The sequence below is a fragment of the Nocardia anocheti genome, from assembly GCF_029675105.1.
GTDB lineage: Bacteria > Actinomycetota > Actinomycetes > Mycobacteriales > Mycobacteriaceae > Nocardia.
The window spans coordinates 448,825-474,433 of the sequence record NZ_JAQQFV010000005.1; the positions used below are offsets into that span (position 1 = coordinate 448,825).

General features: G+C 67.9%; 22 protein-coding genes and 1 tRNA gene. 16 read left to right on the forward strand and 7 right to left on the reverse strand.

Annotation, left to right across the window (positions count from 1 at the left end):
• Positions 1 to 25 precede the first annotated feature (25 nt).
• Positions 26 to 703: a TetR/AcrR family transcriptional regulator gene (locus tag QC180_RS16030; protein WP_278263528.1), complete on the reverse strand. Its 678-nt coding sequence runs from the start codon at positions 701 to 703 to the stop codon at positions 26 to 28.
• Between the two features lie 129 nt (positions 704 to 832).
• Here QC180_RS16030 and QC180_RS16035 point away from each other — a divergent pair, with 129 nt between their 5' ends.
• The 5 genes from QC180_RS16035 to QC180_RS16055 all read left to right on the forward strand — a co-directional run bounded on the left by QC180_RS16035 (position 833) and on the right by QC180_RS16055 (position 6,859).
• Positions 833 to 2,332 (forward strand): MFS transporter, encoded by a 1,500-nt coding sequence (locus QC180_RS16035; RefSeq protein WP_278263529.1) that lies wholly within the window; start codon positions 833 to 835, stop codon positions 2,330 to 2,332.
• Positions 2,333 to 2,823: 491 nt separating this feature from the next.
• The gene (gene pgm / locus QC180_RS16040; RefSeq protein WP_278263530.1) at positions 2,824 to 4,461 is read left to right on the forward strand and encodes a phosphoglucomutase (alpha-D-glucose-1,6-bisphosphate-dependent); all 1,638 of its coding nucleotides are present in this window, start codon (positions 2,824 to 2,826) and stop codon (positions 4,459 to 4,461) included.
• On the forward strand, positions 4,458 to 5,786 hold the full coding sequence (locus QC180_RS16045) for an MFS transporter (protein ID WP_278263531.1): 1,329 nt from the start codon (positions 4,458 to 4,460) through the stop codon (positions 5,784 to 5,786). The genes pgm and QC180_RS16045 overlap by 4 nt, the downstream gene beginning before the upstream one ends.
• Before the next feature lie 111 nt (positions 5,787 to 5,897).
• Positions 5,898 to 6,602, forward strand: a complete 705-nt coding sequence (locus QC180_RS16050; protein WP_278263532.1) for a DsbA family protein — start codon at positions 5,898 to 5,900, stop codon at positions 6,600 to 6,602.
• Between the two features lie 184 nt (positions 6,603 to 6,786).
• A tRNA-Ala gene (locus QC180_RS16055) sits at positions 6,787 to 6,859 on the forward strand.
• 113 nt (positions 6,860 to 6,972) lie between these two features.
• Here the strand turns inward: QC180_RS16055 and QC180_RS16065 are convergent.
• Together QC180_RS16065 and QC180_RS16070 are read right to left on the reverse strand one after the other, a co-directional pair.
• Positions 6,973 to 10,125, reverse strand: a complete 3,153-nt coding sequence (locus tag QC180_RS16065; protein WP_474646457.1) for an MMPL family transporter — start codon at positions 10,123 to 10,125, stop codon at positions 6,973 to 6,975.
• A gap of 228 nt (positions 10,126 to 10,353) precedes the next feature.
• The gene (locus tag QC180_RS16070; protein ID WP_278263533.1) at positions 10,354 to 11,172 is read right to left on the reverse strand and encodes an AraC family transcriptional regulator; all 819 of its coding nucleotides are present in this window, start codon (positions 11,170 to 11,172) and stop codon (positions 10,354 to 10,356) included.
• Between the two features lie 78 nt (positions 11,173 to 11,250).
• Here QC180_RS16070 and QC180_RS16075 point away from each other — a divergent pair, with 78 nt between their 5' ends.
• Positions 11,251 to 12,069: an alpha/beta fold hydrolase gene (locus tag QC180_RS16075; protein ID WP_278263534.1), complete on the forward strand. Its 819-nt coding sequence runs from the start codon at positions 11,251 to 11,253 to the stop codon at positions 12,067 to 12,069.
• Positions 12,070 to 12,087: 18 nt separating this feature from the next.
• Here the strand turns inward: QC180_RS16075 and QC180_RS16080 are convergent, their stop codons facing one another.
• A complete protein-coding gene (locus QC180_RS16080) occupies positions 12,088 to 12,942 on the reverse strand; it encodes an RNA polymerase sigma factor (RefSeq protein ID WP_278263535.1) in 855 nt (284 codons plus the stop codon).
• Positions 12,939 to 13,820: a haloalkane dehalogenase gene (locus QC180_RS16085; protein WP_278263536.1), complete on the reverse strand. Its 882-nt coding sequence runs from the start codon at positions 13,818 to 13,820 to the stop codon at positions 12,939 to 12,941. Before QC180_RS16085 ends, QC180_RS16080 begins: the two co-directional genes overlap by 4 nt.
• A gap of 127 nt (positions 13,821 to 13,947) precedes the next feature.
• Between QC180_RS16085 and QC180_RS16090 the strand changes: the two genes are divergently transcribed.
• The 3 genes from QC180_RS16090 to QC180_RS16100 all read left to right on the forward strand — a co-directional run bounded on the left by QC180_RS16090 (position 13,948) and on the right by QC180_RS16100 (position 17,260).
• Positions 13,948 to 15,099, forward strand: a complete 1,152-nt coding sequence (locus tag QC180_RS16090; protein ID WP_278263537.1) for a sensor histidine kinase — start codon at positions 13,948 to 13,950, stop codon at positions 15,097 to 15,099.
• Positions 15,096 to 15,761 (forward strand): response regulator, encoded by a 666-nt coding sequence (locus QC180_RS16095; RefSeq protein WP_278263538.1) that lies wholly within the window; start codon positions 15,096 to 15,098, stop codon positions 15,759 to 15,761. The genes QC180_RS16090 and QC180_RS16095 overlap by 4 nt, the downstream gene beginning before the upstream one ends.
• Positions 15,762 to 15,826: 65 nt before the next feature.
• On the forward strand, positions 15,827 to 17,260 hold the full coding sequence (locus QC180_RS16100; protein WP_278263539.1) for a nitrilase-related carbon-nitrogen hydrolase: 1,434 nt from the start codon (positions 15,827 to 15,829) through the stop codon (positions 17,258 to 17,260).
• Here the strand turns inward: QC180_RS16100 and QC180_RS16105 are convergent.
• Entirely contained in the window at positions 17,257 to 17,679 is a 423-nt protein-coding gene (locus QC180_RS16105) for a hypothetical protein (RefSeq protein WP_278263540.1), read from the reverse strand. The two genes, QC180_RS16100 and QC180_RS16105, sit on opposite strands and share 4 nt — an antisense overlap.
• Before the next feature lie 190 nt (positions 17,680 to 17,869).
• On the opposite strand from QC180_RS16105, the gene QC180_RS16110 reads away from it, so the two are divergent.
• The 7 genes from QC180_RS16110 to QC180_RS16140 all read left to right on the forward strand — a co-directional run bounded on the left by QC180_RS16110 (position 17,870) and on the right by QC180_RS16140 (position 25,111).
• The gene (locus QC180_RS16110) at positions 17,870 to 18,817 is read left to right on the forward strand and encodes an SPFH domain-containing protein (protein WP_278263541.1); all 948 of its coding nucleotides are present in this window, start codon (positions 17,870 to 17,872) and stop codon (positions 18,815 to 18,817) included.
• Positions 18,814 to 19,665, forward strand: a complete 852-nt coding sequence (locus QC180_RS16115; RefSeq protein WP_278263542.1) for a hypothetical protein — start codon at positions 18,814 to 18,816, stop codon at positions 19,663 to 19,665. The genes QC180_RS16110 and QC180_RS16115 overlap by 4 nt, the downstream gene beginning before the upstream one ends.
• A gap of 245 nt (positions 19,666 to 19,910) precedes the next feature.
• The gene (locus QC180_RS16120; RefSeq protein WP_278263543.1) at positions 19,911 to 20,579 is read left to right on the forward strand and encodes a Crp/Fnr family transcriptional regulator; all 669 of its coding nucleotides are present in this window, start codon (positions 19,911 to 19,913) and stop codon (positions 20,577 to 20,579) included.
• Positions 20,580 to 20,607: 28 nt separating this feature from the next.
• Positions 20,608 to 21,327 carry a hypothetical protein gene (locus tag QC180_RS16125; RefSeq protein WP_278263544.1) on the forward strand — a complete coding sequence of 240 codons (720 nt, stop codon included), beginning with the start codon at positions 20,608 to 20,610 and terminating at the stop codon, positions 21,325 to 21,327.
• Entirely contained in the window at positions 21,324 to 23,483 is a 2,160-nt protein-coding gene (locus QC180_RS16130; RefSeq protein WP_278263545.1) for a Rossmann-fold NAD(P)-binding domain-containing protein, read from the forward strand. The genes QC180_RS16125 and QC180_RS16130 overlap by 4 nt, the downstream gene beginning before the upstream one ends.
• 94 nt (positions 23,484 to 23,577) lie before the next feature.
• On the forward strand, positions 23,578 to 24,564 hold the full coding sequence (locus QC180_RS16135) for a hypothetical protein (protein WP_278263546.1): 987 nt from the start codon (positions 23,578 to 23,580) through the stop codon (positions 24,562 to 24,564).
• Between the two features lie 22 nt (positions 24,565 to 24,586).
• Positions 24,587 to 25,111 (forward strand): hypothetical protein, encoded by a 525-nt coding sequence (locus QC180_RS16140; RefSeq protein WP_278263547.1) that lies wholly within the window; start codon positions 24,587 to 24,589, stop codon positions 25,109 to 25,111.
• 10 nt (positions 25,112 to 25,121) lie between these two features.
• On the opposite strand, the gene QC180_RS16145 is transcribed toward QC180_RS16140, so the two are convergent.
• Complete coding sequence (locus QC180_RS16145) at positions 25,122 to 25,604, reverse strand: Pycsar system effector family protein (protein WP_278263548.1); 483 nt, start codon at positions 25,602 to 25,604, stop codon at positions 25,122 to 25,124.
• Positions 25,605 to 25,609 lie beyond the last annotated feature (5 nt).

Genomic DNA, 25,609 nt, shown 5'->3' on the forward strand with positions numbered 1-25,609 from the left:
TCCGGGGCGTGCTGGTGAAATCGGTTCAGCGGCGGCGGCCGATGCAGCCCGCGGCCTTGGCCTGCTCGACTTCCTCGTCGGTGAGCGGGTCGACGAGCAGCGGGCGGCGGGGGACGGCGTCGCTGCGTACACCGTTGAGGGTGACAGCCATATAGCGCTGCCACACTTCGGAATTCACCGGACCCGCGAACTCGGCGAACGCGTTGACCATGTGGATCAGGGCGAAGAAGTCCGAGGTGGTGATGTCGGCGTGCACGGCACCCGCCTCACGGGCGCGCTCGACGATCGCGGTCACCGATGGGCGGATGCGGTCGCGCAGTTCGGCGAAGCGCGCCGGATCTTCCTCGAGTTCGAGCATCACCTCGCCGAAGCCGCGATTGGCCGCGAGGTGGCGGCAGGCGTTCTCGAAGAACTCCACCAGGCCGAGCCAGGCGTCGGGATTGTCGAGCGCGGCCTCGGCGGCCTCGGCGAAGTCGACCAGGTGCTGGTCGAAGACCTCGGTGATGAGCTCTTTCTTGTTCGCGAAGCGGCGATAGACCGTGCCGACGCCGACACCGGCGCGTTCGGCGACGTCGTCGAGGGTGATCTCGAGACCGTGGTCGGCGAACAGTTCGCGGGCGGCCGCGACGATCCGCTGCTGATTGCGCACGGCGTCGGCGCGCAGGCGGCGGGGTGGTGCTGGGGTCGTCGTGGCGTGATTCACAGGTGCATCCTAGCAATCCGGGGATTAAGTGGAGGTGGTTTCTCCGTTAATCTGGTAGCTTCAGTGAAGCGGAGGCGGTATCTCCAATTATGCCACCGGAAACACACCAGACGACGCACAAGGGGAGTTATGACCACCACACTCGACACCGGGACCAAGCGTCCCGCGGACGCGGGCACGAGCCGCCGGGGTTCGCACGCCCTGCGCTGGTGGGTGCTCGCCGTCCTCGGCATCGCCCAGCTCATGGTCGTGCTGGACGCGACGATCGTGAACATCGCCCTGCCCGCCGCCCAGGCCGACCTCGGCTTCGGCGACGGTGACCGGCAGTGGGTCATCACCGGCTACGCGCTGGCCTTCGGCAGCCTGCTGCTGCTCGGTGGTCGGCTCAGTGACCTGTTCGGCCGCCGCAACACCTTCATCGTCGGCCTGATCGGCTTCGCGGCCGCCTCGGCCATCGGCGGTGCCGCGAGCAGCTTCGAGATGCTCGTCGCCGCCCGCGTCGGCCAGGGTGTGTTCGGCGCGCTGCTCGCGCCCGCCGCGCTCTCGCTGCTGACGGTCACCTTCACCGAACCCAAGGAACGCGCCAAGGCCTTCGGCATCTTCGGTGCCGTCGCCGGTGCCGGTGGCGCGATCGGCCTGCTGCTCGGTGGCGCGCTCACCGAATGGGCCTCGTGGCGGTGGGCGATGTACGTCAACCTGATCTTCGCCGCCGTGGCGCTGGTCGGTGCCGTGCTACTGCTGGCCAAGCACACCGCGACCACCCGTCCCAAGCTGGACTGGCCCGGCACGATCGCCGTCACCGCCGCGCTGTTCGGCATCGTCTACGGCTTCTCGCACGCCGAGTCGCACGGCTGGAGCGATCCGACCACGCTGGCCTTCCTGATCGGTGGCGCCGTGCTGCTCGCGGTGTTCGTGTGGATCGAGACCCGCGTCGCGCATCCGCTGCTGCCGCTGCGCATCGTGGCCGACCGCACCCGTGGCGCGTCCTACCTGACCGTGTTCACCATGGGCATCGGGATGTTCGCGATCTTCCTGTTCCTCACCTTCTACATGCAGCTGACCCTGGAATACACCCCGATCGTCACCGGTCTGGCGTTCCTGCCGATGGTCGCGGGCATGGTGGCCTCCTCGACCACCGCGCCCTCGCTGCTGCTGCCCAAGGTCGGCCCGAAGATCGTCATCAGCGGTGGTTTCCTGGTCGCGGCCGTCGGCATGATCTGGCTGACCCGCATCGGCCTGGACACCAGCTACGCCACCCACATCCTGCCCGCCCTGATCCTGCTGGGCCTCGGCCTGGGTGCCGCGATGTCGGTCGCCTTCCAGGGCGCCACGGCGGGTGTGCACCACGAGGACGCCGGTGTCGCCTCGGCGATGGTCAACACCAGCCAGCAGGTCGGTGGCTCGATCGGCACCGCGTTGCTGAGCACCATCGCGGCCTCGGCGATGACCGACTACGTGTCCTCGCATCAGCCCGGCCCGCTCACCCTGGCGCAGGGCGCGATCGAGAGCTACACCACCAGTTTCTGGTGGGGCGCGGCCACATTCGTGCTCGGCGCGATCGTGATCGCCGTGCTCATGCCGAACACGGTGCCCGCCCCGGCCGAGGGCGAGCCGGTGCTGGCGCACTGATCGACGCGACGAGAACCGAAGGCCCGGACCGGATAACGGTTCGGGCCTTCGGCCTGTGCGCGGTTTGCCCGGTATTCGCTGTATCGCGGACGCGCCGCGACGGTGCCAGCCGAGGCGGACGCGGCGGATGTCGGTGGCTGTCGATACCATGAGCAACGACCATCAGCGGATCGGACGCGGCCTCGGCCGCTCGATCCGCGGTGCCCGGCCACGATCGCGACCCGCTGGGCGAGGCCGTATCGCACGGACGACGTGAACGCGACGGAAGGGGGCCGGGAGATGAGCGTTGCGCTCGGATCCGTCGGCGGCATGCTCGGGGCACCGGCCCGCGACCGAGGGGTGCCCGCGCGTCGCGAAACCACCCCGCCGCCGGGTGGGTCGGCGGTTACCATTGTCGATCCGGCGTCGCCGGGTGGTCCGACCGGCGCGAGCGCGGGCGCATGATCCTCATGACCAGCCGCGCGCAGCCGACACGAAAGGGTACTTCTGCCATGGCCCACGATCGCGCCGGACGGCCCGCCCGCCCGACCGACCTGGTGGACGTCGCCCACCTGGTCACCGCGTACTACAGCCGCGTTCCCGATCCGGCCGAACCGGGCCAGCGGGTCGTCTTCGGTACCTCCGGCCACCGCGGCTCCAGCGTGGACTGCGCGTTCAACGAAGCGCACATCATGGCTATCACCCAGGCGATCGTGGAATACCGCGCCACCCGAGGGATCACCGGTCCGGTCTATCTCGCGCGCGACACCCACGCCCTGTCCGAACCCGCCTGGACCACCGCGCTCGAGGTCCTCGCCGGGAACGATGTCACCGCGGTGATCGACGCCCGCGGCCGCTACACGCCCACCCCCGCGCTGAGTCACGCTGTGTTGCGGCACAACCGGGGCGGCACCAAGCACCAGGCCGACGGCATCGTCGTCACGCCCTCGCACAACCCGCCCGGCGACGGCGGCTTCAAATACAACCCCCCGCACGGCGGTCCGGCCGACACCAAGGCCACCGACGCCATCGCCGCGCGCGCCAACGAGCTGCTGCGCGGCGGCCTCGCCGAGGTCCGTCGGGTGCCGCTCGACCAGGCGCTGAACACCCATGTGCAGCGCTACGACTACCTCGACCACTACGTCGCCGATCTGCCGAATGCCCTGAACCTGGACGCGATCCGCGGTGCGGGCATCCGCCTGGGCGCCGACCCGATGGGCGGCGCGAGCGTGGACTACTGGGAGGAGATCGGACAGCGCTTCGATCTCGAACTCGAGGTCGTCAACCCGTTCGTCGACCCCACCTGGCGCTTCATGACCCTCGACAGCGACGGTCAGATCCGGATGGACCCGTCCTCGCGCCACGCCATGGCCGCGCTGGTCGGCATCAAGGACGACTACGACATCTCCACCGGCAACGACGCCGACGCCGACCGCCACGGCATCGTCACGCCCGACGGTGGCCTGATGAACCCCAACCACTTCCTGGCCGTGGCCATCGAATACCTGGTCGCCAACCGCATGTGGTGGGACGCGCTCACCAAGATCGGCAAGACGGTGGTCACCTCGTCCATGGTCGACCGGGTGGTCGGCGTGCTCGGCCGCGATGTGCACGAGGTGCCGGTCGGGTTCAAATGGTTCGTGCCCGGGTTGTTCAGCGGCAGCCTGGCTTTCGGCGGTGAGGAGAGCGCGGGCGCGTCGTTCCTGCGGATGGACGGCACCGTGTGGACCACCGACAAGGACGGCATCCTGCTGGCCCTGCTGGCCGCCGAGATCGCCGCCGTCACCGGGCAGACGCCCTCGGCCCGCTACGGCGAATTGGAACGTCAGTACGGCAGCCCCGCCTACGCGCGCATCGACGCCGTGGCCACCAGCGAACAGAAGGCCAAGCTGGCCCGGCTCACCCCCGACGCCGTCACCGGCACCGAGATCGCCGGGGAGGAGATCACCGGCATCCTCACCACCGCGCGCGGCAACGGCGCGCCGCTGGGCGGGCTCAAGGTCACCACCGAGAACGCTTGGTTCGCCGCCCGTCCCTCCGGCACCGAGGACAAGTACAAGATCTACGCGGAGTCCTTCCTCGGCCCCGAGCACCTCACCCAGGTGCAGGCCGCGGCCGAGGAGATGGTGAACCAGGCGCTGGGCGAGTGAGCGCGCCGGGCAAAGTCCGGCTACCCGCCGAGATCTGGGTCCTGATCGCGGCGGCCTTCGTGATCGCGCTCGGTTTCGGGCTGGTCGCCCCCGTGCTGCCGCAGTACGCGCGTCAGTTCGGCGTCGGCATCGCGGCCGCCTCGGCCATCGTGAGCGCCTTCGCGCTGATGCGGTTGTTGTTCGCGCCCGCGAGCGGACGGCTGGTGCAGAAGCTGGGGGAGCGGCGGGTCTATCTGGCTGGCATCGTCATCGTCGCGCTGTCGACCGGCGCGTGCGCGCTGGCGCAGACGTATTGGCAACTGCTGGTGCTGCGTTCGCTCGGCGGCGTCGGGTCGACGATGTTCACCGTGTCGTCGATGGCGCTGATCATCCGGGTCTCGCCCCCGGCGGCGCGCGGACGGGTCTCGGGGATCTACTCGACCAGTTTCCTGATCGGTTCGCTGCTGGGTCCGCTGGTCGGTGGCGGGCTGGCCGGGCTCGGACTGCGGGCGCCGTTCGTCATCTATATGGCCGCGCTGCTCGTGGTCTGCGTGATCGTCTTCGCCGGACTGCGCGACTCCCCGGTCCTGGTCGCCGACGATGCCGCCGCCACGCCGGTGTTCACCTTCCGGCACGCCTGGGCCGAACCCGCCTACCGGTCGGTCCTGCTGTCGAGCTTCGCGGGCGGCGCGGCCGTGTTCGGCGTGCGGATGGCGTTCGTCCCCCTGCTGGTGGTGGAGACCCTGCACCAGGAATCCGGCATGGCTGGCGTCGCGCTGACCGTGTTCGCCGCGGGCAACGCGGCGGTCCTGTTCGTCTCCGGACGGCTCTCCGACCGTTTCGGCCGCAAACCGTTCCTGATCGCCGGTTCGGCCATCTGCGCCCTGGGCACCGGCGTCCTCGGCTTCGCCCCCTCGCTGACCTGGTTCCTGATCGCGTCGTTCGTCGCCGGGCTCGGCTCTGGCATGTTCAGCCCCGCCCAGCAGGCGGCGCTGGCCGACGTCATCGGGGCGCGGGCCCGCGGCGGCCCGGTGCTGGCCGCCTTCCAGATGGCGGCCGATCTGGGCACCGTGCTCGGGCCGATCGTGATCGGCTGGCTGGCCGAACGCACCTCGTTCGGCGTGGGCATGGCCGTCACCGGCACGCTGCTCGCTGTGTCGGCCGGGGTCTGGCTGGCGACCCCCGAACCGTCCCGGATCGTCCATCCCGAGGACCCCACCCACCCCGATCACGCCGGTGACGGCATCGACCCGCAGTGCGGCTGCGACGGCGCCGACGGTCTCCCGGTGGTGCGCGACGGCCTGCTCGCGACCGCCCGCCGCGACAAGCACGACGCCACCCGCTGACGCGCAACCGCAGGTCAACGCCATTTCCGGGTGCCCGGACACCGCCCGGCCAGCGACTCGAGGCAGAGTGGACGGGTGAGCAGCGCCAAGTCACCCCACAATCCGCGCCCCGTGTCCAGCAACACCACCTACGCGCTGGCCGCGGTGGCGCTCGTACTGATCGGGGCGATCGTGTTCGCCGCGTACCAGTGGGGCAACGACGGGCCGCCCCCGGTGCGCAACGAGGGCTACGGACCGGTCCACGACCCGGCCGTCCAGGCGAGCGTCACCCCCGAGGGCGTGATCCGCCTCGGCAAACCCGACGCCGCGAAGACGATCGACCTGTTCGAGGACCCGATCTGCCCCGCCTGCGGTGTCCTCGAGACCAGCTACGGTCAGGAACTCGCGCAGAAGATCGACGAGGGCGAGCTCGCGATCAACTACCACTTCGTCACCTTCCTCGACGACAAGTCCAAGAGCAAGGACTACTCCACCCGCGCCTTCGCCGCGAATCTCTGTGTCGCCCAGACCGGTTCGGGCCCCGTCTACGGCAAGTTCCACGAAACCGTCTTCACCACCCGCCAGCCCGACGAAGGCGGCGCCGACCTGAGCAACCCCGCCCTGGCCACCATCGCCACCGAATCCGGCGCCCCCGAGTCCGTCGCCTCCTGCATCACCGGCGGCGCCCAACTCGACGCCGCCCGCACCGCCGCCGCCAAGAACCTCGCCGACCTCGACGCCCGCACCGACAACAAGGCCGCCACCCCGGCCCTCTTCGACGGCACCACCAAGATCGACTGGTCCGACGAGAACTGGGTCACCACCCTCACCCCCTGACCCACCCCCAGTGAGGTTCCCCACACCCCACCCCTCACCCACGACACTCCCACCCCCACCACCCCCTCCCGCCCCACCCTGGATTCCCCACTTTTCCGCCCTCTACCAGCCGATTTGTAGTCGCCGAGAACCATGGTGTAACTTCATTCAGGCAGCAGCGAGAGCGGCTGAAACAAAAGAACAAGGGGCTATGGCGCAGCTGGTAGCGCACCACACTGGCAGTGTGGGGGTCAGGGGTTCGAGTCCCCTTAGCTCCACTTTCGAAAAACCCTCTCCGATCTGCGTCGGAGAGGGTTTTTTCATGTCCTGGGCATGTCCTCCGCCGCTCGGTGAACAGTCGCGGCCGACCCACGGACAAGGCCGCCGAACGTCAGTGCCGTGCTCGGTCTCGGATGGCGCTCTCCGCGTGCTCGTCGGCGTCGAAGCTCAACTGCAGGTCGTGGCCGATCTCGTTGCCGGAGACGGTGACCCGGCTGGTCACCGGTGGGTAGCTGCGGGCGATGAGGGTGTACTCGCCGTCGGGCAGGTTGGTGACCGAGTAGCGGCCGTCCTCGTCGGTGCGGGCGGTCTTCATCGGCGTGCCGGAACTGTCGAGCACGGTCACCTGGACGCCGTAGATCGTCCGGCCGTCGGCTCGTACCGTGCCCGACAGGCTCGCCATCGGCGCCAGTTCGACATCGAAACGCAGCAGGCCGCTGTCGGGGACGGTCAGCGTCACCGCGGTGGGCCGCATCCGGTCGGCGACCGCCACGAGGGTGTAGGTGCCCGCGACCACGCCATGGCAGGCGTAGGTGCCGTCGGTCGTTGTCACCGCGGCACCGACGACCTCGCCGTGCAGGTCGGTCACGGTGATCGTGGTGTCGGGCACGGGTTCCTGGATGGCCGTGCGGACGACTCCCGACAGTTCGCCGGATGCGCGCAGGGCGAGGTCGAGGTGCTGGGCGCCGCCGTCGGTGACCGTGACGTGCACCGCCTCCGGCTGTAGCCCGTTCGCCGCGACGATCAGGACGTAGCGTCCCGAGGTGGGCGGGTCGATGAAGAAGTGGCCGTCGGGGTCGCCGGTCGTTCGGGAAACCTGATGGCCGCCCGCGTCGATCAGGGTCAGTGCCGCGTCCGGCACCGGATGCCCGTTGTCGCGCAGGACGCGGCCGCTGAGCGTGCGGCCCAGCATCCGTTCGGTGGCCGCGCCGAGGACCGGATGCTCGGGCACCCGCTGCTCGGTATACGCCGCCGCGGCGTCCACCGACAGCACGTGATCGGACCGCAGTTTCGTGCCTTCCACATCGATGTCGGGCAGGATCCGATCGAGCCACTTCGGCATCCACCACGACCATTTGCCCATGATCACCAGCAGCGCGGGGACCAGCACCATGCGCACCAGCAGCGCGTCGATGGCGACACCGGCGGCCAGCGCGAACCCCATGGATTTGGCGGTGACATCGGACTCGAGCAGGAAGGAACCGAACACCGAGATCATGATGATCGCGGCCGAGGTGACCACCCTGGCGCCGTGGTGGTAGCCGGAGATCATGGCGTGCCTGGGCGACTTGCCGCCCACGTATTCCTCGCGGATACGGGTCACCAGGAACACCTGGTAGTCCATGGCGAGCCCGAACACCAAGCCGATCAACATGATCGGCAGGAAACTGACGATCGGCTGCGGATCGGCGATCAGGTCGAAGGCGCCTTCCTGGAACACCAGCACCGTGGCGCCGAAGGTGGCCGCCATGGACAGCAGGAAGCCGAGCGCCGCGGTGAGCGGGACCAGAATGGACCGGAACACCAGGATCAGCAGGACGAAGGCCGCCGCGGCCACGATCGCCAGGTAGGGGACGATCTTGCCGAGCAGGACATGGTCCATGTCGGCGTAGATGGCGGTGGTGCCGGTGATGCCGTACTCGATGCCGAAGCGCTGGGTCAGCTCGTCCTCGGCGTCGCGGGCTTCGCGCACCAGGTCCTTGGTGGCCTGGTCGTTCGGCCCGGACCGCGGTACTCCGTTGAGCATTGCGCCGAGCCCGTTCTCGCTGAACTTCGGTGCGCTCAGGTAGTCCATCTGCGGGAACGTGGCGAGCCGCTCGCGCAGTGCCTCGACCGCGTTCGCGCGTTCGCCCTGCGGCACGTTCTCGAGGTCGGCGACCACGGTCAGGACGCCGTTGCTGCCCTCGCCGAAGCCCTCGGTGCGAATGTCGTAGGCCTGCCGGACCGTGGAGTCGGTCGGGAAACTGTCCTCGCCGGGCAGGCCTAGTTGCAGGTCGAGTGCGGGCAATGCCAGCGCGCCGAGGGCGGCCACCGAGACGACCAGCGCGGCCCAGGGCGCTCTGCCGATCAGCCGGGCCACCCGCATGCCGAAGGTGACGGAGGTGTCGTCCTCCGGGTCGTGCCGGGCGACCAGCGGGATCCTGGGCTTGAACAGGGTCCGGCCGAACGCGCCGAGCAGGGCGGGCATCAGGGTGATGGCGGTGAGCACGGCGAAGAACGCGGCGATCGCGCCACCGAGCCCCATGAAGGTCAGGAAATTGACGCCGACGATGCTCAGCGCGCCCAACGCGATGATCACGGTGAGACCGGCGAACACCACGGCGGACCCGGCGGTGCCGACCGAAATCCCCGCGGCCTCTTCGGGACTGCCCGCCACCCGCAGTTCGTGCTTGTACCGGGAGACGATGAACAGCGCGTAGTCGATCGACAACGCGATACCGATCATGGACGCCAGAAAGGTGGTGAAGCTCGGCACTTCGATGATCGCGGTGCCCAGCATGATCACCGACAGCGCGGCGCCGAGGCCGACGATGGCGGTGATGATCGGGACGACCGCCGCCACGATCGCGCCGAAGGCGATCACCATCACGACCAGGGCCACGCCCATGCCGATCATCTCGGCCTGCCCGCCGGGCTGCTGCTGCTCGTGCGCGATCGCACCGCCGAGTTCGACGGTCAGCCCGCGTTCACGGGCGGGATCGGCGACCCGGTAGGCGGCATCACGGGCCTCGTCGGTGACGTCGACGGCCGAGGCGATGTCGAACGGCACGGTGAGCACGGCGACGGTGGCCGGGGCGTCGGCGTTCAAGACGTTGAGCGGGGCGCCGGAGCACTGGGCCGGGTCAGGCTTGCTCAGGCATTTCATCGCTTCGGTCACGTCGACCGGATTCCGCAGCGCCGCACCGTCTTCGCCGGTGACCAGTGGCTTGCCATCGACCGCGAGCGTCCGCAGATCGGCGATCACCGCGTCGATGGCCGCGCGATTTTCCTTGTCGGTCAGCTTGGTTCCCGCGGGTGCCGCGAAGACGTAATCGCCACTGACGGCGTCGATGCCGAATTGGTCGGACATGCCGGGAAACTGTTTGTCCAGGATGTCGGTGGCACGTTCGGACGGGAGCGACGGCATGCTGAACTCGTCGCTCATCGAGGTGCTCACCATGGCACTGGCCGCGCCGAGTACCCCGAAGAGCACGAGCCAGACCGGAAGCACGATCCACTTTCGCCGGAAAGCGAATTTGCCCCACCGATACAGGTATACGGACACGCGGGTTCTCCTAGAGGTCACCGAATTGTGCCGAGCTCAGAACTCGTAGACAGCACCCACGCGGCCCGCTCCGCCGTCGAACCGCCACCACCCGGCGCCCTCTACCTACCGTTTGGTCGACAGACTACCGAGTCGTAAACGGAGGAGTCACCTCGACCTTCGCGAGCGTGTGTCCTCGCCCAGATCATCGTGGTCCGATCACCCGCCGGACCGAGCCGGTTCCGGTCATCATGACGGCCAGGCCGTCTCGTCGATCGCGAGCCATGGTGCGCTCGCGACGAGGGTCGGGGTCAGCGCGGTGATCACCTTGGTGCGGCGGTGGAGGTGGGACTGGTCGACATAACCCGCCGCGATCGCGGTCTCCGCGGGCGAGCGGCCCGCCGCCAGGAGATGGGCGGCACGGTCGAAGCGGACGAGGTCGGACGCGCGGTGGGGCGAGACGCCGAGCCGGGTGCGGAAGTGGGACCAGAGTCGCTGGGGGGTCCAGCCGGTTTCGGTGGCGATGGTTTCGATGCGGAGCCGTCCGCCGGTGCGGACCGTTCGGTCCCAGGCGTAGACGAATTCGGGTGCGACAGTGAAGTTTCCGGGTGTCCGGCTTCGTAGGAACGCGCTCGTCAGGGCGAATCGGTCGTCCCACCGCGGGATCGAACGGAGTCGCTCGATCAAGAGGACAGCGCTGGTGCCCCACAGGTGCGACAACGGGGTCACGGTGCCGCCGATCATCTCGGTGTCTCGGAGAATCGCGGCGGCGACAATGGGGGACAGGCGGATCTGCAACACTTCGCCGGGCCCCGCGCCGGAGATGCGGAAGGCACCGGCGCCGAGCCCGATGACCGCGCTCCCCGTGACCGGGCCTCGGGGACCGTCACAGACGACGCCACGCTCGCTGAGATCGACCAGGAGCGTCACCGACGGATGCGGGATCATCGTGAGGTCCACGGGACCTGCGTCGTGGTAGCGGAAACCCGCCATCCGGACTCCCGGCATCGCGACACCGCCCGGGACAGCGACGTCGACCCTGCCCCAGTCCAGTCGGTCGACGGTCATATCTCCCAGGCTAGCCGGACCGGGACAGCGTGACATTCGTACAAGACGGCGCGACGAGTCGTCGACGAAGCTGTCGGTATGAGCGAATCGAGCCCCGACCGGACCCGTATCGACACGACAGTCCACGGGATGCACGTCGTCATCGACGGGGACCCGGCCGCACCGCCGCTATTGCTCATCCACGGTTCCGGCGCCACCGGTTCGATGTGGGCACCGGTGGTGCCCTCGCTCGCCACGACAAATCGGGTGATCACCATCGACCTGCCAGGGTGCGGCCGCTCCGAGCCCGCGTCCACGTACGCCGTTGCCCAGCAGGCGGACCGGACAGCGGCACTGTTGGACGAACTCGGATTCCGGAATCTGACAGTCGTCGGCCACTCCAGCGGGGGATACGTCGCCACCGCCCTGGTGGAGCGTCGTCCGGACCTGGTCGGTGAGCTGGTCCTGGTCAGCACCGGCCCGAGCCTCGCGGCGCTCGCGCCCGAGCCCGCGATCATCAAGGCCCTCACCGCGCCGCCCTTCGGACCGCTCGTGTGGGCGATCCGGACCGACTCGATGATCCGCCGCGGACTGGCAGCCACCGCGGCGGCCCCGATCACGGTGCCCGACACCGCGATAGCCGATCTGCGAAGGACGAGCTATCGCGAGTTCCGTGCGATTCTCGCCGCCAATCTCGACTACCTCACCGAGAAGAACGTGCCCGAGCGCCTCATCGCCGCCGGGAAACCACTCCTGGTGATCTTCGGAGATTCCGATCCGCGCTGGGACCCGGCCGCCGCGCACCAGTACGAGGCGGTGCCGGGTGCCGAACTCCGATACCTGCGCGGCGTCGGGCACCTGGCGATGCTCGAAGACCACGAAGCCCTCGCCCGCTCGATCCTCGACTACACACACTGATCCCGCCGACAGCCGCCACTATTCGAGCAGCGGAAACCTTCCAGAGGTGAGCAGGCCCGCGATGGCGTCGATCTTGGCCTGCGGAGCGGCGTAATCGGGATGGGCCAGTAGCAGCCCGGCGGCGGTGTGCAGGTGATCGAGCTGGGCGGCCGCGGCTCTGACGTCGCGGCCACCGGGGGTGATCGGGTGGGTCGCGAAGACGAGGTCATCCGTGACCCGGCCCAGTTGCCGCGCCCTGTCGACGCGGCGGGCACAGCGGCACTTCGCCGAGGGCTCGACCACCCCGCACGTCGAACGCAGGAATCCGCCGAGACGCCGCTTGGCGCGTTCCAGCCGCTTCTGACAGGCCGCGGGTGTCGTCTCCAGAATCCACGCCGACTCGGCGGCGCTCAGCCCGAAGACCTCACCGAGCACGAACACCACCCGCTCCTCGCGGCTCAGGCATTGCAACATCGCCTGCGTGCAGCTCAGTCGGGTCTCCTCAGTGAGCAGCACCGCTTCCGGGCCTCGATAGTCCGCGTCGGCGAGCCCGTCGGCGAGGTCGGCACGGAACTCGTCCAGCCCGATCTCCGCGCGTTCCTGCGCCGACCGTCGACGCTGGTTGAGCAGGTGGTTCACCCCGACCCGGTAGGCCCAGGTCAGCAACTTCGCCTCCCCGCGCCAGGTGGCCAGGCGGGTGATCACACGCAACAGGATCTCCTGCACGGCGTCCTCCGCGTCGGCCGGACGGCCCACCATCCGCAGCGCCAGCCGGTACAGCGGATCCTGGAGGCGGGCGATCACCTCACGCAGCGCCGCCTGATCACCGTCGACCGCCCGCGCGACGAGACGCCGTTCCTCGGGGTCCGGGCCGCTCTCCGGTTCGGTGCTCACCAGTCCGTACCCTGCCCGGCGCGGACGTTCAACCCGTGCCTGCGCAGCCAATTCGCCACCGCGTTCCCGATGGCGTCGGGCTGGTCTTCGGGGCTGTGATGGGCTCCGGGCCCCACCGACTCGACTTCGATCGAGGCGAAAGTCGCTGCGGCCCAGTCGATGAGTTCCGGGGCGCCCAGACCCACACCCGGTTCGACGCGCATCAGCAGCTTGGGCACCTCCGGGCTATCCCGCATCCACCGCCCGTACCGCTCGACCCGCGCGCTCACGTCGGCCGGTGCGCCGTCCAGCGGAAACTCCCTGGCCCAGGCCAACATCGGGCGACGCGAGGCCGGTGTCGGGTAGGGCGCGCGGTAAGCGTCCAGGTCGGTCTCGGTCAGTCCGGCGATCAGCTTGGGCAGGTTGTATTCGATGAACAGATTCTCCTCCAGCACCGCGCGTTCGCCAGCCAGGGAACGGAAGGTGCGGAACATCTCGGCCGACGCGGGCGGCAGCTCCTCCCAGGCCAGGGGCCGCAGGAAGGTCTCGATCAGCGCGATCCCTCGGACGCGGCCGGGATGGCGGGCCGCGTAGTCCATCGCGAGTGCCCCACCCCAGTCGTGGCCGACCAGGATCGTCTCCCCGAGGTCGAGCGCGTCGAACCAGGCGTCCACGTAGCGGGCGTGGTCATCGAGGCGGTACGCGATGTCCGGTTTTCCGGACTCGCCCATCCCGATGAGGTCCGGCGCCAGGCAGCGGGCGTGCCCGTCGACGTGCGGAATCACCTTGCGCCACAGATACGACGAGGTCGGGTTGCCGTGCAGGAAGACGACGGGCGTCGGGCCCGATCCGGTGTCGCGGTAGTGCAGAAACGAGTCGAGAACCTCGACGATGGCCATGGGATGTCCTTTCCATTGTGTCCTTCACTCCGGTTGGACACCGATGACCATGTCGATCCGACAGAGCTTCGCTGTGATGTGCGTTACCGATGCCATCGTGGCGGGAGGCGGGCAGACTCGATGGGCTATGGATGTTCGTGACATCGGCCGGGGTACCGCGCGTCGACAACTGCTCTCCGGCTGGCCGCAGGTGCCGGGATGGGTGGTCGACGGCGTCGTCACGGCGGTCGTGACCGTGGTGACGATCGGGCCGCAGGTGCTCGACGGGCGGCCGTGGTGGGTGATCGGGCTGGCCGCGATGGCCTCGGTGCCGCTGATCTGGCGCAGGCGGGCGCCGCTGCCGACACTGGGGGTGGTCGGGGTCGGGATCATCGCGCTGGCGTGCGCGCACGCACTGCCGGTCCTGCCGTACGGAACCGTGGTGTGCGCGTACACGATCGCCGCCTACGCCGGAACGGCGGAGCGCGCGATCGCGATCGTCACGGGCGTGCTGGGGATTCTCGTCTCGCTGGTGCTCCCGGGCGAGCCGCTCGAGTCCTACGGGTACGCGGCCTTGTCGTTCCTCACCGCATGGGCTCTGGGCACCGGCGTTCGGGCACGTCACACCCAGATCGAGTTGTTGCGCGAGCGGACGCGTCGGGTGGACGAGGAGCGAGTCGCGGCGGTGGCCCGCGAACGGGTCCGGATCGCGCGGGACGTGCACGATATCGTCACGCACGCGCTGGGTGTGATGATCGTGCAGGCCGAGACCGGTCCGCTGGTCACCCACACCGATCCGGTGCGGGCGGATGACACCTTCGCCGGAATCGCCGACACCGGTCGCGCCGCCGTACGCGAATTGCGGCTCAGCTTGGCCACTTTGAGCGATGGCGGTGAGACCGCGCGGCATCAGCCGGGGCTCGAAGCCATCCCCGATCTCGTGGAGCTGAGCCAGCGCGGTGGACTCCAGGCGAGTTTCCGCGAGAAGGGCGAGCGCGCAACGGTTTCCGGCGAGGTCGGCACGGCGGCCTACCGGGTGGTGCAGCAGGCGCTGGCCAATACCCTCGAGCACGCGCGAGCTCGGCGGGCGGAGGTCGTGCTGCGCTGGTCCGAGTCCCTGCTCACTGTCGAGGTCGGCGACGATGGCCGATCCGGAGCCGCCACCGCGCCCACGGGCTCGGGGCTGGGTTTGATCGGCCTGCGGGCGCGGGTGGAAGCCTGCGGTGGCGTGCTGACGGGCGGTCGATCCGAGTCCGGCTTCACCGTCGTCGCCGAACTGCCGGTCGAGCGGGAGCGGTGAGCATGCGGATTCTCGTGGTCGACGATCAGGATCTGTTCCGCGCCGGTTTCTCGATGATCCTGTCGGCCGAAGCGGACATGACCGTCGTCGGGGAGGCCGCCGACGGGCTCGAAGCCGTCGAGTCGGCCGCGGCGCTGGCCCCCGATGTGGTGGTGATGGATGTCCGCATGCCGCGCCTGGACGGCGTCGCGGCCACCGCCCGGATCTGCGCCGCCACCACGGCGAAAGTCCTGGTGCTCACCATGTTCGACGCCGACGAGTACGTGTACGCCGCGCTGCGCGCCGGTGCCAGCGGGTTCCTGCTCAAAGACGCTCGTCGCGAGGAACTGGTCGCGGCGGTGCGCGTGGTCGCCGCCGGTGAGGCCCTGCTCGCACCGGCCGTCACCCGCCGCCTGATCGCCCGACTCGCGCACCAGGGCCTGCCGCGACCGGAACTGGCGAACCGGCTCGACGACCTCACCGAACGCGAACGCGACACCCTGCGCGAACTGGCGCGCGGCCAGTCCAATGCCGAGATCGCCCGCGCCCTGACCGTCAGCGAGCACACCGTGAAAACCCATGTCAGCACCGTGCTCTCGAAGCTCGCACTGCGAGATCGGTTGCAAGCGGTGGTCTTCGCGTACGAGGCCGGGCTCGTGGTCGTGGGACGGGATCACCCGTAGGGGCGAGTCCCGGTTCACTCTCGTCGGCGATGCGTGTGCGCGGTGGTCCGACCAGCATCGAGAGGGTGAAAAGTTACCTGTCGGTGCCCTTGGCGGTCGCTGTCTCGGCGGTGCTGTGGCTGTTCGGTACCGGTCTGCACCCGTATCCCGGACTCGTCGCGCTCGCCCCGCTGCCCGTGCTGCTGATGGCCTCCCGCGTGCCGGGCCCGATCGCCTTCGGCGCCGCGCTGATCTCCTGGCTCCTCGGCGCCGCCCCGTTCGTTCCCTACTTCTCCGGCACGCTCGAGCAACCTCCGCTGCCGACCATCCTGCTGCTGGGCGTCACCGCCACGACCTACGCCAGCTCGATCCTGTTGACCGGCACACTGATTCGTCGTGGTCGGCCGGGCGCCGCCGTGCTCGCGCTACCCGCGGGCTGGGTGCTGATGGAATTCCTGCTCGCCGCGACCGGCCTGTTCGGCGCCTGGTGGAGCCTGGCCTACACCCAGGCCGAGGTGCTGCCGCTGATCCAGATCGCGGCCCTGACCGGGCGGCTCGGAATCTCCTTCCTGATCCTGCTGATTCCATCGACCCTCGCGGTGCTGATCGACGCACCTCGACCGCTGCGGATCCGCTGTGCGGCCGGGACGTGCGCGGTGCTTGTCGCGGTCGTCGGCTACGGACTGTGGCAGTTGTCCGCGCCCGCCGGACGTGAGTCGGTCGCCGTCGCGCTCGTCGCGGTGTCCCAACCCGAAGAGTACGTCCCGGTCGACACCCCCGAGGGGCGCGACATGATCACCAGAGTGGTGACGGAGGTCGACCGGCTCGCCGACCAGGGCGCGCGAATCGTGGTGCTCCCGGAAAAGGCTTGGCGTGCGGACGAATCGACATTGCCGCTGCTGGCCGACCCGCTGACCGGAGTCGCCCAGCGTCGTGGTGTGGACATCATCGCCGGACTAGTCCTCACGCGTGGGGAGACCAGCGTGAACGCGGCGATCGACTTTCCGTCGGGCCTGGTCTACGCCAAACACCATCTGGTCGCGGGCCTGGAAGACGAACTCACCCCGGGCACCGACCTCGCGGCCCTGCCCGGCACGGACTGGGCCATGGCCGTGTGCTTCGATCTGGATTTCCCGGACCTGGTCCGCGCCAACAGGAATCAGGGCACCTCGCTGCTGCTGGTCCCGGCTTTGGATTTTCGCGTCGACCACTGGCTGCACAGCCGCATGGCGGTATTGCGCGGCGTCGAATCCGGTGTGAGCGTCGCCCGTTCGCCCCAGCTCGGTGACCTCGTGCTCAGCGACGCGAACGGCCGAGTCCTCGCCACCGCCTCCGCCGACATCACTCGCACCGTGTCGGTCCTCGCCGACGTTCTCCTGCCCCCGCATCCGACTTTCTACGCCCGGACCGGTGACTGGTTCGCGGCGGTGGCGGGCCTGCTGCTCGCGTTCTCGGTCCTCACCGTCGTGCGCGGCCGCGACGCCCGGTCTCGGCAGCCGGACCCCTCGTCGTCCGGCTAGCTGGAACTTCCGGGCAGCAGTCCCGCCGAGCCGCTGCCGAGCTGGGCGTCGCCGGTGACCTCGAGGACGAGGGTCTTGGTGGAGGAGCCCTGGGTGGCCACGATCGTGTAGGTGCCCTTGGCCGGTGGGCGCCAGCCGCCGCGCAGCGCGCTGCGCTCGCGGTCGGGGTAGTCCAGGCGCTCGGCCGAGGCGAGCTCCTGGCCGTTGATCGTCAGGGTGGCGGGCAGCGCGTAGTCGGCACCGAACATCCGGGCCATCACGGTGCAGTTGGCGCCCACGTAATCGCACGCGACGGGTATTTCGCTGTTGCCCCAGGCGGAGACGGTGATGTCCTCCACCTCCGCTGAGGCCGTGGGGATCAGGATGGCCGGGAGAACGAGTGCGCCCGCCGCGAGGGCGGTCAGTCCTGCGATTCGCATGGGTCAGGTGGTCCTTCGCATCGGTGTGATCGGTCCCCGGCAATCGTCCGGGAACCTCATGAAGCGGTAGGTTTCCACAGTTTCCGAAGGCCCGGTACCCCGAAAAACCAGGGCTTGTCGCCGAATTCCGGCCTCGCGTGTCGGCCGTGGATCTGTTATGGTCAAATAGACCATAACTAAGGAGAAGGCGATGGCAGACATCAGTAGCTACCCCGGATTGCGGCACCTCAGGGGAGCCCCGACCGTCCACGTCCGGCACGTCCGCCGGGGCCGGGTTCTGCACGACGGCACCGGGCTGAGCTTCTGGTTCCGTCCGAGCACGGCGGTTCTCAGCGAGGTCCCGGTGGACGATCGCGAGCTGCCGATGCTCTTCCACGCCCGCACCCGCGACTACCAGGACGTCACCGTCCAGCTCACGGTCACCTACCGCTGCGTCGATCCCGAGACGGCGACGAGCCGGATCGACTTCTCGATCGACCCCGACACCGGAACCTGGCGGCAGGACCCGCTGAGCCAGATCGCCAACACCCTCACCGAGAACACCCAGCAACACGCCCTCGAGGTCCTGGCCACGCTCGATCTCGAGACCGCCCTGCGCACCGGCGTCGACAAGGTGAAGGAGGCCACCTCGGGCAGGCTGACCGCGGCCCATATCGGCCTGGAGATCATCGACATCCGCGTCGTCGCGATCCGTCCGGACGCGGAGATGGAGAAGGCGCTGCAGACCACGATCCGCGAGAAGGTCCAGCAGGAAGCCGACCGGGCAACCTTCGAGCGGCGCGCCCTCGCCGTCGAACGCGAACGCGCGATCAGCGAGAACGAACTGCAGAACCAGATCGAGCTGGCCAAGCGCGAGGAACTGCTGGTCGTCCAGCGCGGTGCGAACACACTCAAGAAGGCCGAGGACCAGGCCAGAGCCAGCAGGATCGCCGACGACGCCAGGGCCGACGGCATCCGCAAACTCGCCGAGGCCGAAGCCGCCGGTGAGAAGGCGCGCCTGGACGCGTACCGGGAGGTCCCCCGGGAAACGCTCTACGCGCTGGCGGCCAAGGAACTCGCGGGCAACCTGCCGGAGATCGGCAGCATCACGCTCACGCCGGACATGCTCGCGCCGATCCTGCAACGGCTCACCCGATGAGCCTGGCACCGCGCATCGTGCTGGTGCACCGCCGCACCGAGCTGTCCGAACTGCTGGCACGGCACGGCACGCGCGGGCAGGTGGAGTTCTTCCTCCGGTCGCGCGACCGCTCGCTGGACGAGGTGGCGGAGCGTGACCGGCAGCTGCGCGCGGCATTGGCCGAGGTCAGCGGCGCGATCCCGCTGGGATGGCGACGTGGTGTGGTCGAGCGGGAGGATCTGTCGCGGTTCCTGTTCGCGCCCGAGGACATCGTCGTGATCGTCGGGCAGGACGGGCTGGTCGCCAACGTGGCGAAATATCTCGACGGCCAGCCCGTCATCGGCATCAGCCCCGAGCCGGGTGTGCTCGCCAGGCATGCCCCCGCCGACGCGGCGCAACTCCTGCACCACACCGGCGACACCGACGCCCTCACGATGGTCGAGGCCACCGCCGACGACGGCCGGAAACTGCACGCGCTCAACGAGATCTACCTCGGCCACCCCAGCCACCAGACCAGCCGCTACCGCATCCACGACGAACGCCAAGCCTCCTCGGGCATCCTCGTCGGCACCGGCACGGGCGCCACCGGCTGGTGCTCCTCGATCCACCGCGAACGAAAGAGCCGACTACCCCTCCCCACCCCCACCGAACGCCGACTCGTCTGGTTCGTCCGAGAGGTCTGGTCTTCCCCGACCACCGGCGTCACCCACACCGAAGGCGAGATCACCGACGAAAACCTCCACATCGACATCGAATCCGACGGCCTGGTCGCCTTCGGCGACGGCATCGAACACGACGCCCTACGCCTGTCCTGGGGCCAACGCCTGACCATCACCCCCGCCCCCACCCACCTCCACCTGGTCCGCTGAGGGCGGCTCGTGCTGTCGACGATTCGCTGGACATTTCTCACGAGCGGGTGTGCGAAACATCCCGAGCATCCTCGCCTCCCCGCTAATATCGAACATCGTTGTTGCAGTTGAAGGTTGGGTCGACCTGTCGGTGACTTGGGCGTGGGGGTGCTGTTGTCGGTCCCGGAATCTCGCCCGCTGGACAGACCAGTCGCGAGGGGGAATGCACGCTGGATTCCGACGAACTGGCCCGCCGCGGCCGCGAGGTGTTGGTAGCTGCCGGTACACGGCGCCAGTGGCCGCCCGGAGCCGTACTCATGAACGAGGGCGACCGGTCGGACCATGTCGTGATCATTCAGGCCGGCAGAGTGAAGGTGACATCGGCAGCGGAGAGCGGCAAGCAGGTTCTGCTCGCCATTCGAGGACCCAGTGACCTGCTCGGTGAGTTTTCGGCGATCGACGGTCGGGCGCGATCAGCGACGGTGACCGCACTGTCCACCGTGACCACGACCGTGGTATCCGGCCAGGCCTTTCGAGCGATGCTGCGCGATGACGGCCTGACCGCATTCGCCATGCTGCAACTGGTGGTTCATCGCCTACGTGAGGCCGACATGCAGCGTCTGGAGTATGGCGCGCATACCGTGATCGAGCGCGTTTCGCGGCTCCTGCTCGACTACGCGTCTCGGTACGGACACGTCGATGACGATCGCGTGGTCATCACTCTGCCGCTGACCCAGGACGAACTTGCCCATGCCGCGGGGGCCTCCCGCGAAGCAGTCGCCAAGTCGCTGCGGCGGCTGAGAGACCGCAATGCCCTGCGAACCGGACGGCGGCGTATCGAAATTCTCCGGCCGGACCTCCTCGCGGAGTTCGCCGGCGGCGTCCCGAGTGTGTATTCGGACGCAGACATGCCGGGTGCGTCCGACCGAACATGAGGTAGCCCCGACGTCCCACGGAGGAATCATGAACGCACCTATGCACCGCAGCTTTCTCGTAGTCGATGTCGAAAATTCCAGTGAGCTGGGCAATGTCGAGCTTGCTGCGATGCGCGCGACGCTCTACAGCGTGCTCGACGATGCGCTGACGGGGTCCGTCGCCGTCGTGGCCAAGGAGGACCGAGGCGACGGCTTCCTGCTCATCCTGGAAGCCTCGGTGCTGGATGTGCTCGATCGGTTGGTCGGCCAGCTGCTGGAGGGTGTCCACCAGCACAACGGCACGGTTGGTCCACTGGACTGGCTGCGGATACGAATCGCGGCACATGAGGGCTATGTGCACCAGGGGCCGAACGGATGGTCGAGTGATGCGCTGACGGCTACCTTCCGCATGAACAACTCCACTCTGGTGAAGGAAACCCTGAAAGGGGCCTCTCGGGCTGAGGCCGTGGTCGTGGTCTCCGACGCGGTATATCAGGGGATCGTGCGGCACAACTACCGGCCGACGGTGACTGCGACGGGGTATTGCAGCGCGGATATCCCTATCCAGGGTGATGCCCGGGTGTGGATCCGTGTGCCCGGCTATGCGGAGCCGCCGGTACCTGTGCGTACGGACGCGGCGCCGCCGGCCGAGCAGACCGGACGGAAATCCATGCCCGGAGTCGACGGGGTGACCGCCAACAACATGTTCGTCGGCGATGTGCACGCCCAGATGATCATCGGGCGAGACAACGTCAGCAGGCCGGCGTGAACGAACCGAAGCCCGCAAGTCAGCCGAAGCCGGAGCCGCCAGCGGAAGGTCCGAACCGATCCGCGCCCGGAGAAGAAGCCGATGCTGGTCCAGCTGATGCGGGTTCGGAGGAGGAGAGTCACCGCGACCGGGTAGCGGCTGCTGCCAATCGCCGTGACCCACGTTCCGCGTGGTGGGCACGGGTCGATGCGCTCAGTGAGTTGAGCGGGGACCAGCCGCTGGCGACCAACCTCTTCTTGGGCAGCGTGCAGGTCGGCACCCTGGTTGGTCGGGACAGTCATGTCGGCACAGTGAGCACCGGGTTGGTACCCAGTGGCGCGGTCTCGGCGAACTTGTTGGACGAGATCGCACAGCAGTTCGTGGCTCCGCCGGTGTTCACGGAAATGCGCCGCAGGCTACGCGAGCAGGCACTGTTGCTCGTCCGGGCGCCGCAGGGATGGGGGCGGACAACGGCCGCATTGCATGCGCTGCAGCTCGACACTTCCGCTGGTGTGCGAAAGCTCGGCCCCGACGTACAACTGCGGTCCCTCGATATCGAGTTCGTTCCGCACTCGGGGTACTTGGGCGATGTCTTGGAGGTGGATCAGGTGCGGACCCTCCGCGAGTTCCATCTCGAGCAGTTGGCCCGACGTCTCCACGAGGCCGGATGTCGGTTGATCGTACTGCTGGACAGCAAGGCTCGGTTGTCGCCCGATGTCGAACCCTTCGTGCTGGACGGAGGTGACCCCACTGGGGCGCCGTCGATTGTCCGCCATCATCTCGACCGGAACGGCTGCCTGGAGATACTCGAGGATGCCGAGGCCGCATTACTCCTCGCGGAGATCACCGAGGATCGTCCCTCTGCGCGAGAAATCGCCGGTATCGCGGCGAAACTTGTCGATGCAGCGCACGGGAAGATAGACGTCGTTGAGATCAGGACGCAGCACTCAGCCTCGAGGGAGAGCGAATTCCAGCACTGGTTCTCGCAACTCGACAGCGAAACCCGGACGTTCGCTATCGCTCTCGCGGTTTTCAACGGAATGCCGGTGCACCTGGTGTCCAATGTCGGGCTGATGCTCGCGCAACGAATTCAACAAGAACAGTCTGTCGGTGAGGGCGAGCCGCAGCGATTGGTCTTCAGTAAGCGAACCTCCGACCTGCTCGCTGAAGCCGAGGCAACGCTGTGCGACTCGGACGAGGAGACCGAGTACGGTCGGATCTCGGTCCGAGCTGTGAAGTATCGGGACAGTGGACGACCTCGCCGTGTTCTCGAGCACGTCTTGCACGAATATCACGCCGCGCACCAATTGATTCGTGAGTGGCTCCGCGATCTCGGTGGGTATGCAGACCTGGATGTGTGTACGCGGGCCGGGGTAGCGATCGGATTTCTGTCCACCTTGGAGTTCGATCACGCACGACAGCTGGTCATCGAACCGTGGGCAGATAGCGGCGATGAGAACGAGCAGGCTGCTGCGATGGGTGCCCTCCAATTCCCGGCCCTGGTGCCCGGACTCCTGCCTTTGCTGGATCGCATGCTCACGGCATGGGTACGGCGCGAGCAGCCGCTCGCGCGGAAGTTGACGGCGATCGCGGTGTTGGGGAGCACGGTCGGCCAGCAGATGCCGGACCGCGCGATCGAGATACTGCGTGGGATGGCTCGGAGTAAGAACTGGGCCGTTCAAGATGCGGTCGGCGACAGCATTATCCAGCTGTTTCTCGAGGGGGGTTTGACGGGACGAGTTCTCGGCGAGGTTCGGAAATGGACTGGGTCAGCGCATTACAGCGTTCGTGAGACCGGATTCTGGTGCGCTCTGCGGTTGAGTGTGTCCATGGACGTGGACACTTCGCGGGGCGCGGTGGCATGGCCGGTGATGGTATTTCTCGCCGATCTCTCGGAAAAGTACCGAAACGACGTGGTGGCCATCTTCTCCCGTTTGATGGATGCGCCGATCTTCATGCCTTTGGCATTCGACGAGCTGCGTCGCTGGGTCGATCTCGCCGAGAAAGATCGAGAACTTCGGGTGCCGCTGGGACGACTCTTGATCGACTTCGGGATGGCGACGCGAGACCTGGATACTCTGGCCTTTCAGCTACAGGACTGGCGTGAGGATCCTGACGGTCCGGTCGCTGCTGTCGACGACTTGTTGGTGATGCTCGATCAGAAGAGGGGAAACTGAGATGTTCACCGATGGACCGAGTCCTTTGATTCGCTACGTGGAGATGAATCGCACGTCCTGGAGGAGGTTTCGACCTGCCGCAGGCGGTCACCTCGTGGCAGTGTCGGTCGGCCGCGGCAGCGATCTGGCGGTCGCAGATCGCCGCCTCTCGGCAGCCGAGGCGTATTACAGTCCGCCGCTGGCCATGTACTGGGTGGACGTCGGGGTGCACCATGCGGTCGACAAGTTCGATCTCCCGACCGCCGAGGGGGTGTTCACCTTCGCCGCGGAAGCGGATTTGTCGTGGCGGATCAGCGATCCGGTGCGCGCGGTCGCGGATAGAACCTCCAGCGGGGAAGCGGTATACCGCCCGTTTCTCGCGCAGGAGTTCCGCCGATTGAGCAGAGATTTCGATCCTGATCAGTTCGCCGAGGCGGAGAAATGCATCAACGAGCACCTCGGAGATCGCAGCTTCGAACTCACTTGTGGCGTAACGCTGCTGGGCTGCGCTGTGCGGCTGCGTCCGGGCGCAAGTACGCACACCCATCTTCGAGAAGCCGGGCTCGACAAGCGACGAGCGCAGCGTCGTGAAGCGGCACACAGCGCCTTGATGCATTCGGCGGAACTTCATCGGGTCGAGGACGCCACGTTGCACGACCTGACGCGACAGAACAGGGCACACCGCCGGGAACTCACCGAACTGGAGCAGCAGCATCAGCTGATCCTCGAGCAGCAGCGGATGAGCGTCTACGCGGATGCGTTGCAGACCGGTGAACTCGGCGTGCTCGCCCTCCGCCTGGCCACCAACAGAGAAGACGTGAACCAGGTCATCCAATTGATGATGGACCAGAAGAAGCTCGATTTCGATTCCGCTCGGTTGACGCTGAACGCGCTCCTGGAGCAGCGCTTGGTCAGCCGGAGAGATGTCCAAGACATCATGTCGCACGCAACCAAACTCGTTGCGGGACAGCTGAATCCTCGCGCGATGGTGGGTGCATCCGTACCTCCGAAGTCTCCTGAGCTGACCGCACTGGTGAAGCCGGCCGTAGAGGAGGCCGAGATCGTCGATGCGCCGGGTTCCAGCGGGGGTGATGGTGGCTAGCGCGGCCCCGTCCGGAAACGCGTTGACGGAGCTACCTCTCATCGGCGGCATACTCGGGGAGACGGATCGGCTCCTGCTCGATCTGGGTTACTCCGTCTGGTGGGCGCAGACCGTCGAGTTCATGATCCTGATGATCGTGCTCTTCGTGGCACTCACGACGTTGCTGGGCCGATTCGTGCCGTGGGTGAGCGATGCGCTGGTCCGCCGAGCGGACCGCTTGGTCGCGCCGCTGCCAGCCCTTCTGCTGGCGCCGGAATGGGTGGCCACCACGCTGAAAGTCAGACTCGGTGGTACCCCCGGCCGCGTGGTGTACGGATATGGTGACGGCGTGCTGCTTCTCGTCGACGGCGTGCAAGCGCTCCTGACCGGCGGATTGCGGATCCTCGGCGTGATCGGCCGGTTCGGCCGGCCGATCACATGTCTTCTCATCGTCCTGGGATTTCTGTCGTGGAACAGCGGATCCTGTGTAGGTGGTGATCCGCAGACCTGTGTATCCCCTGCTCGGCACTGGAGCCAACAGCTCGACGATGCGGCCGCGCCTCGGTGAGGCCCGCCGACTATCCCCACAGCGTTGCCAGCAACCAGACCACGAACACGACCACACTGACCGCGCTCCAGCGCAAAGCTACTGCGAACCGTCGGTACTTGCGTCTGGCGATCTCGGCGAGCGCGCCAGCCTGTCGCCAGGCATGGTCGGCGAGTGCCGGTGCGGGCGGGCGGTTACTGCCTTCCTCGGGAAAGGTCAGAAAGCAGAACCAGTTTCCCGCACCGGCTCCGCGAAGGTCCGGTCGTAATGTGACGCCGAGGTAGCCCATGCACACGATCAGGCTCGTTGACAGGACGATCGCTACCGCACCCGAGGTCGCGCTCATGCCGGTCCGGCCCACGGTGACCAACCCGGTCAGGGCGAAGCCGTTTGCGGTCAGCAGCAGTCCGGCCTTCGTGTCGGCGGCGAGGATGACCCGGTTGAACTCCGAGATCGTCCGGAGTGCGGTATTGAGATCGTCGACGCGGCCGAGTCTTTTCCTGGGAATTGTCATGAGAC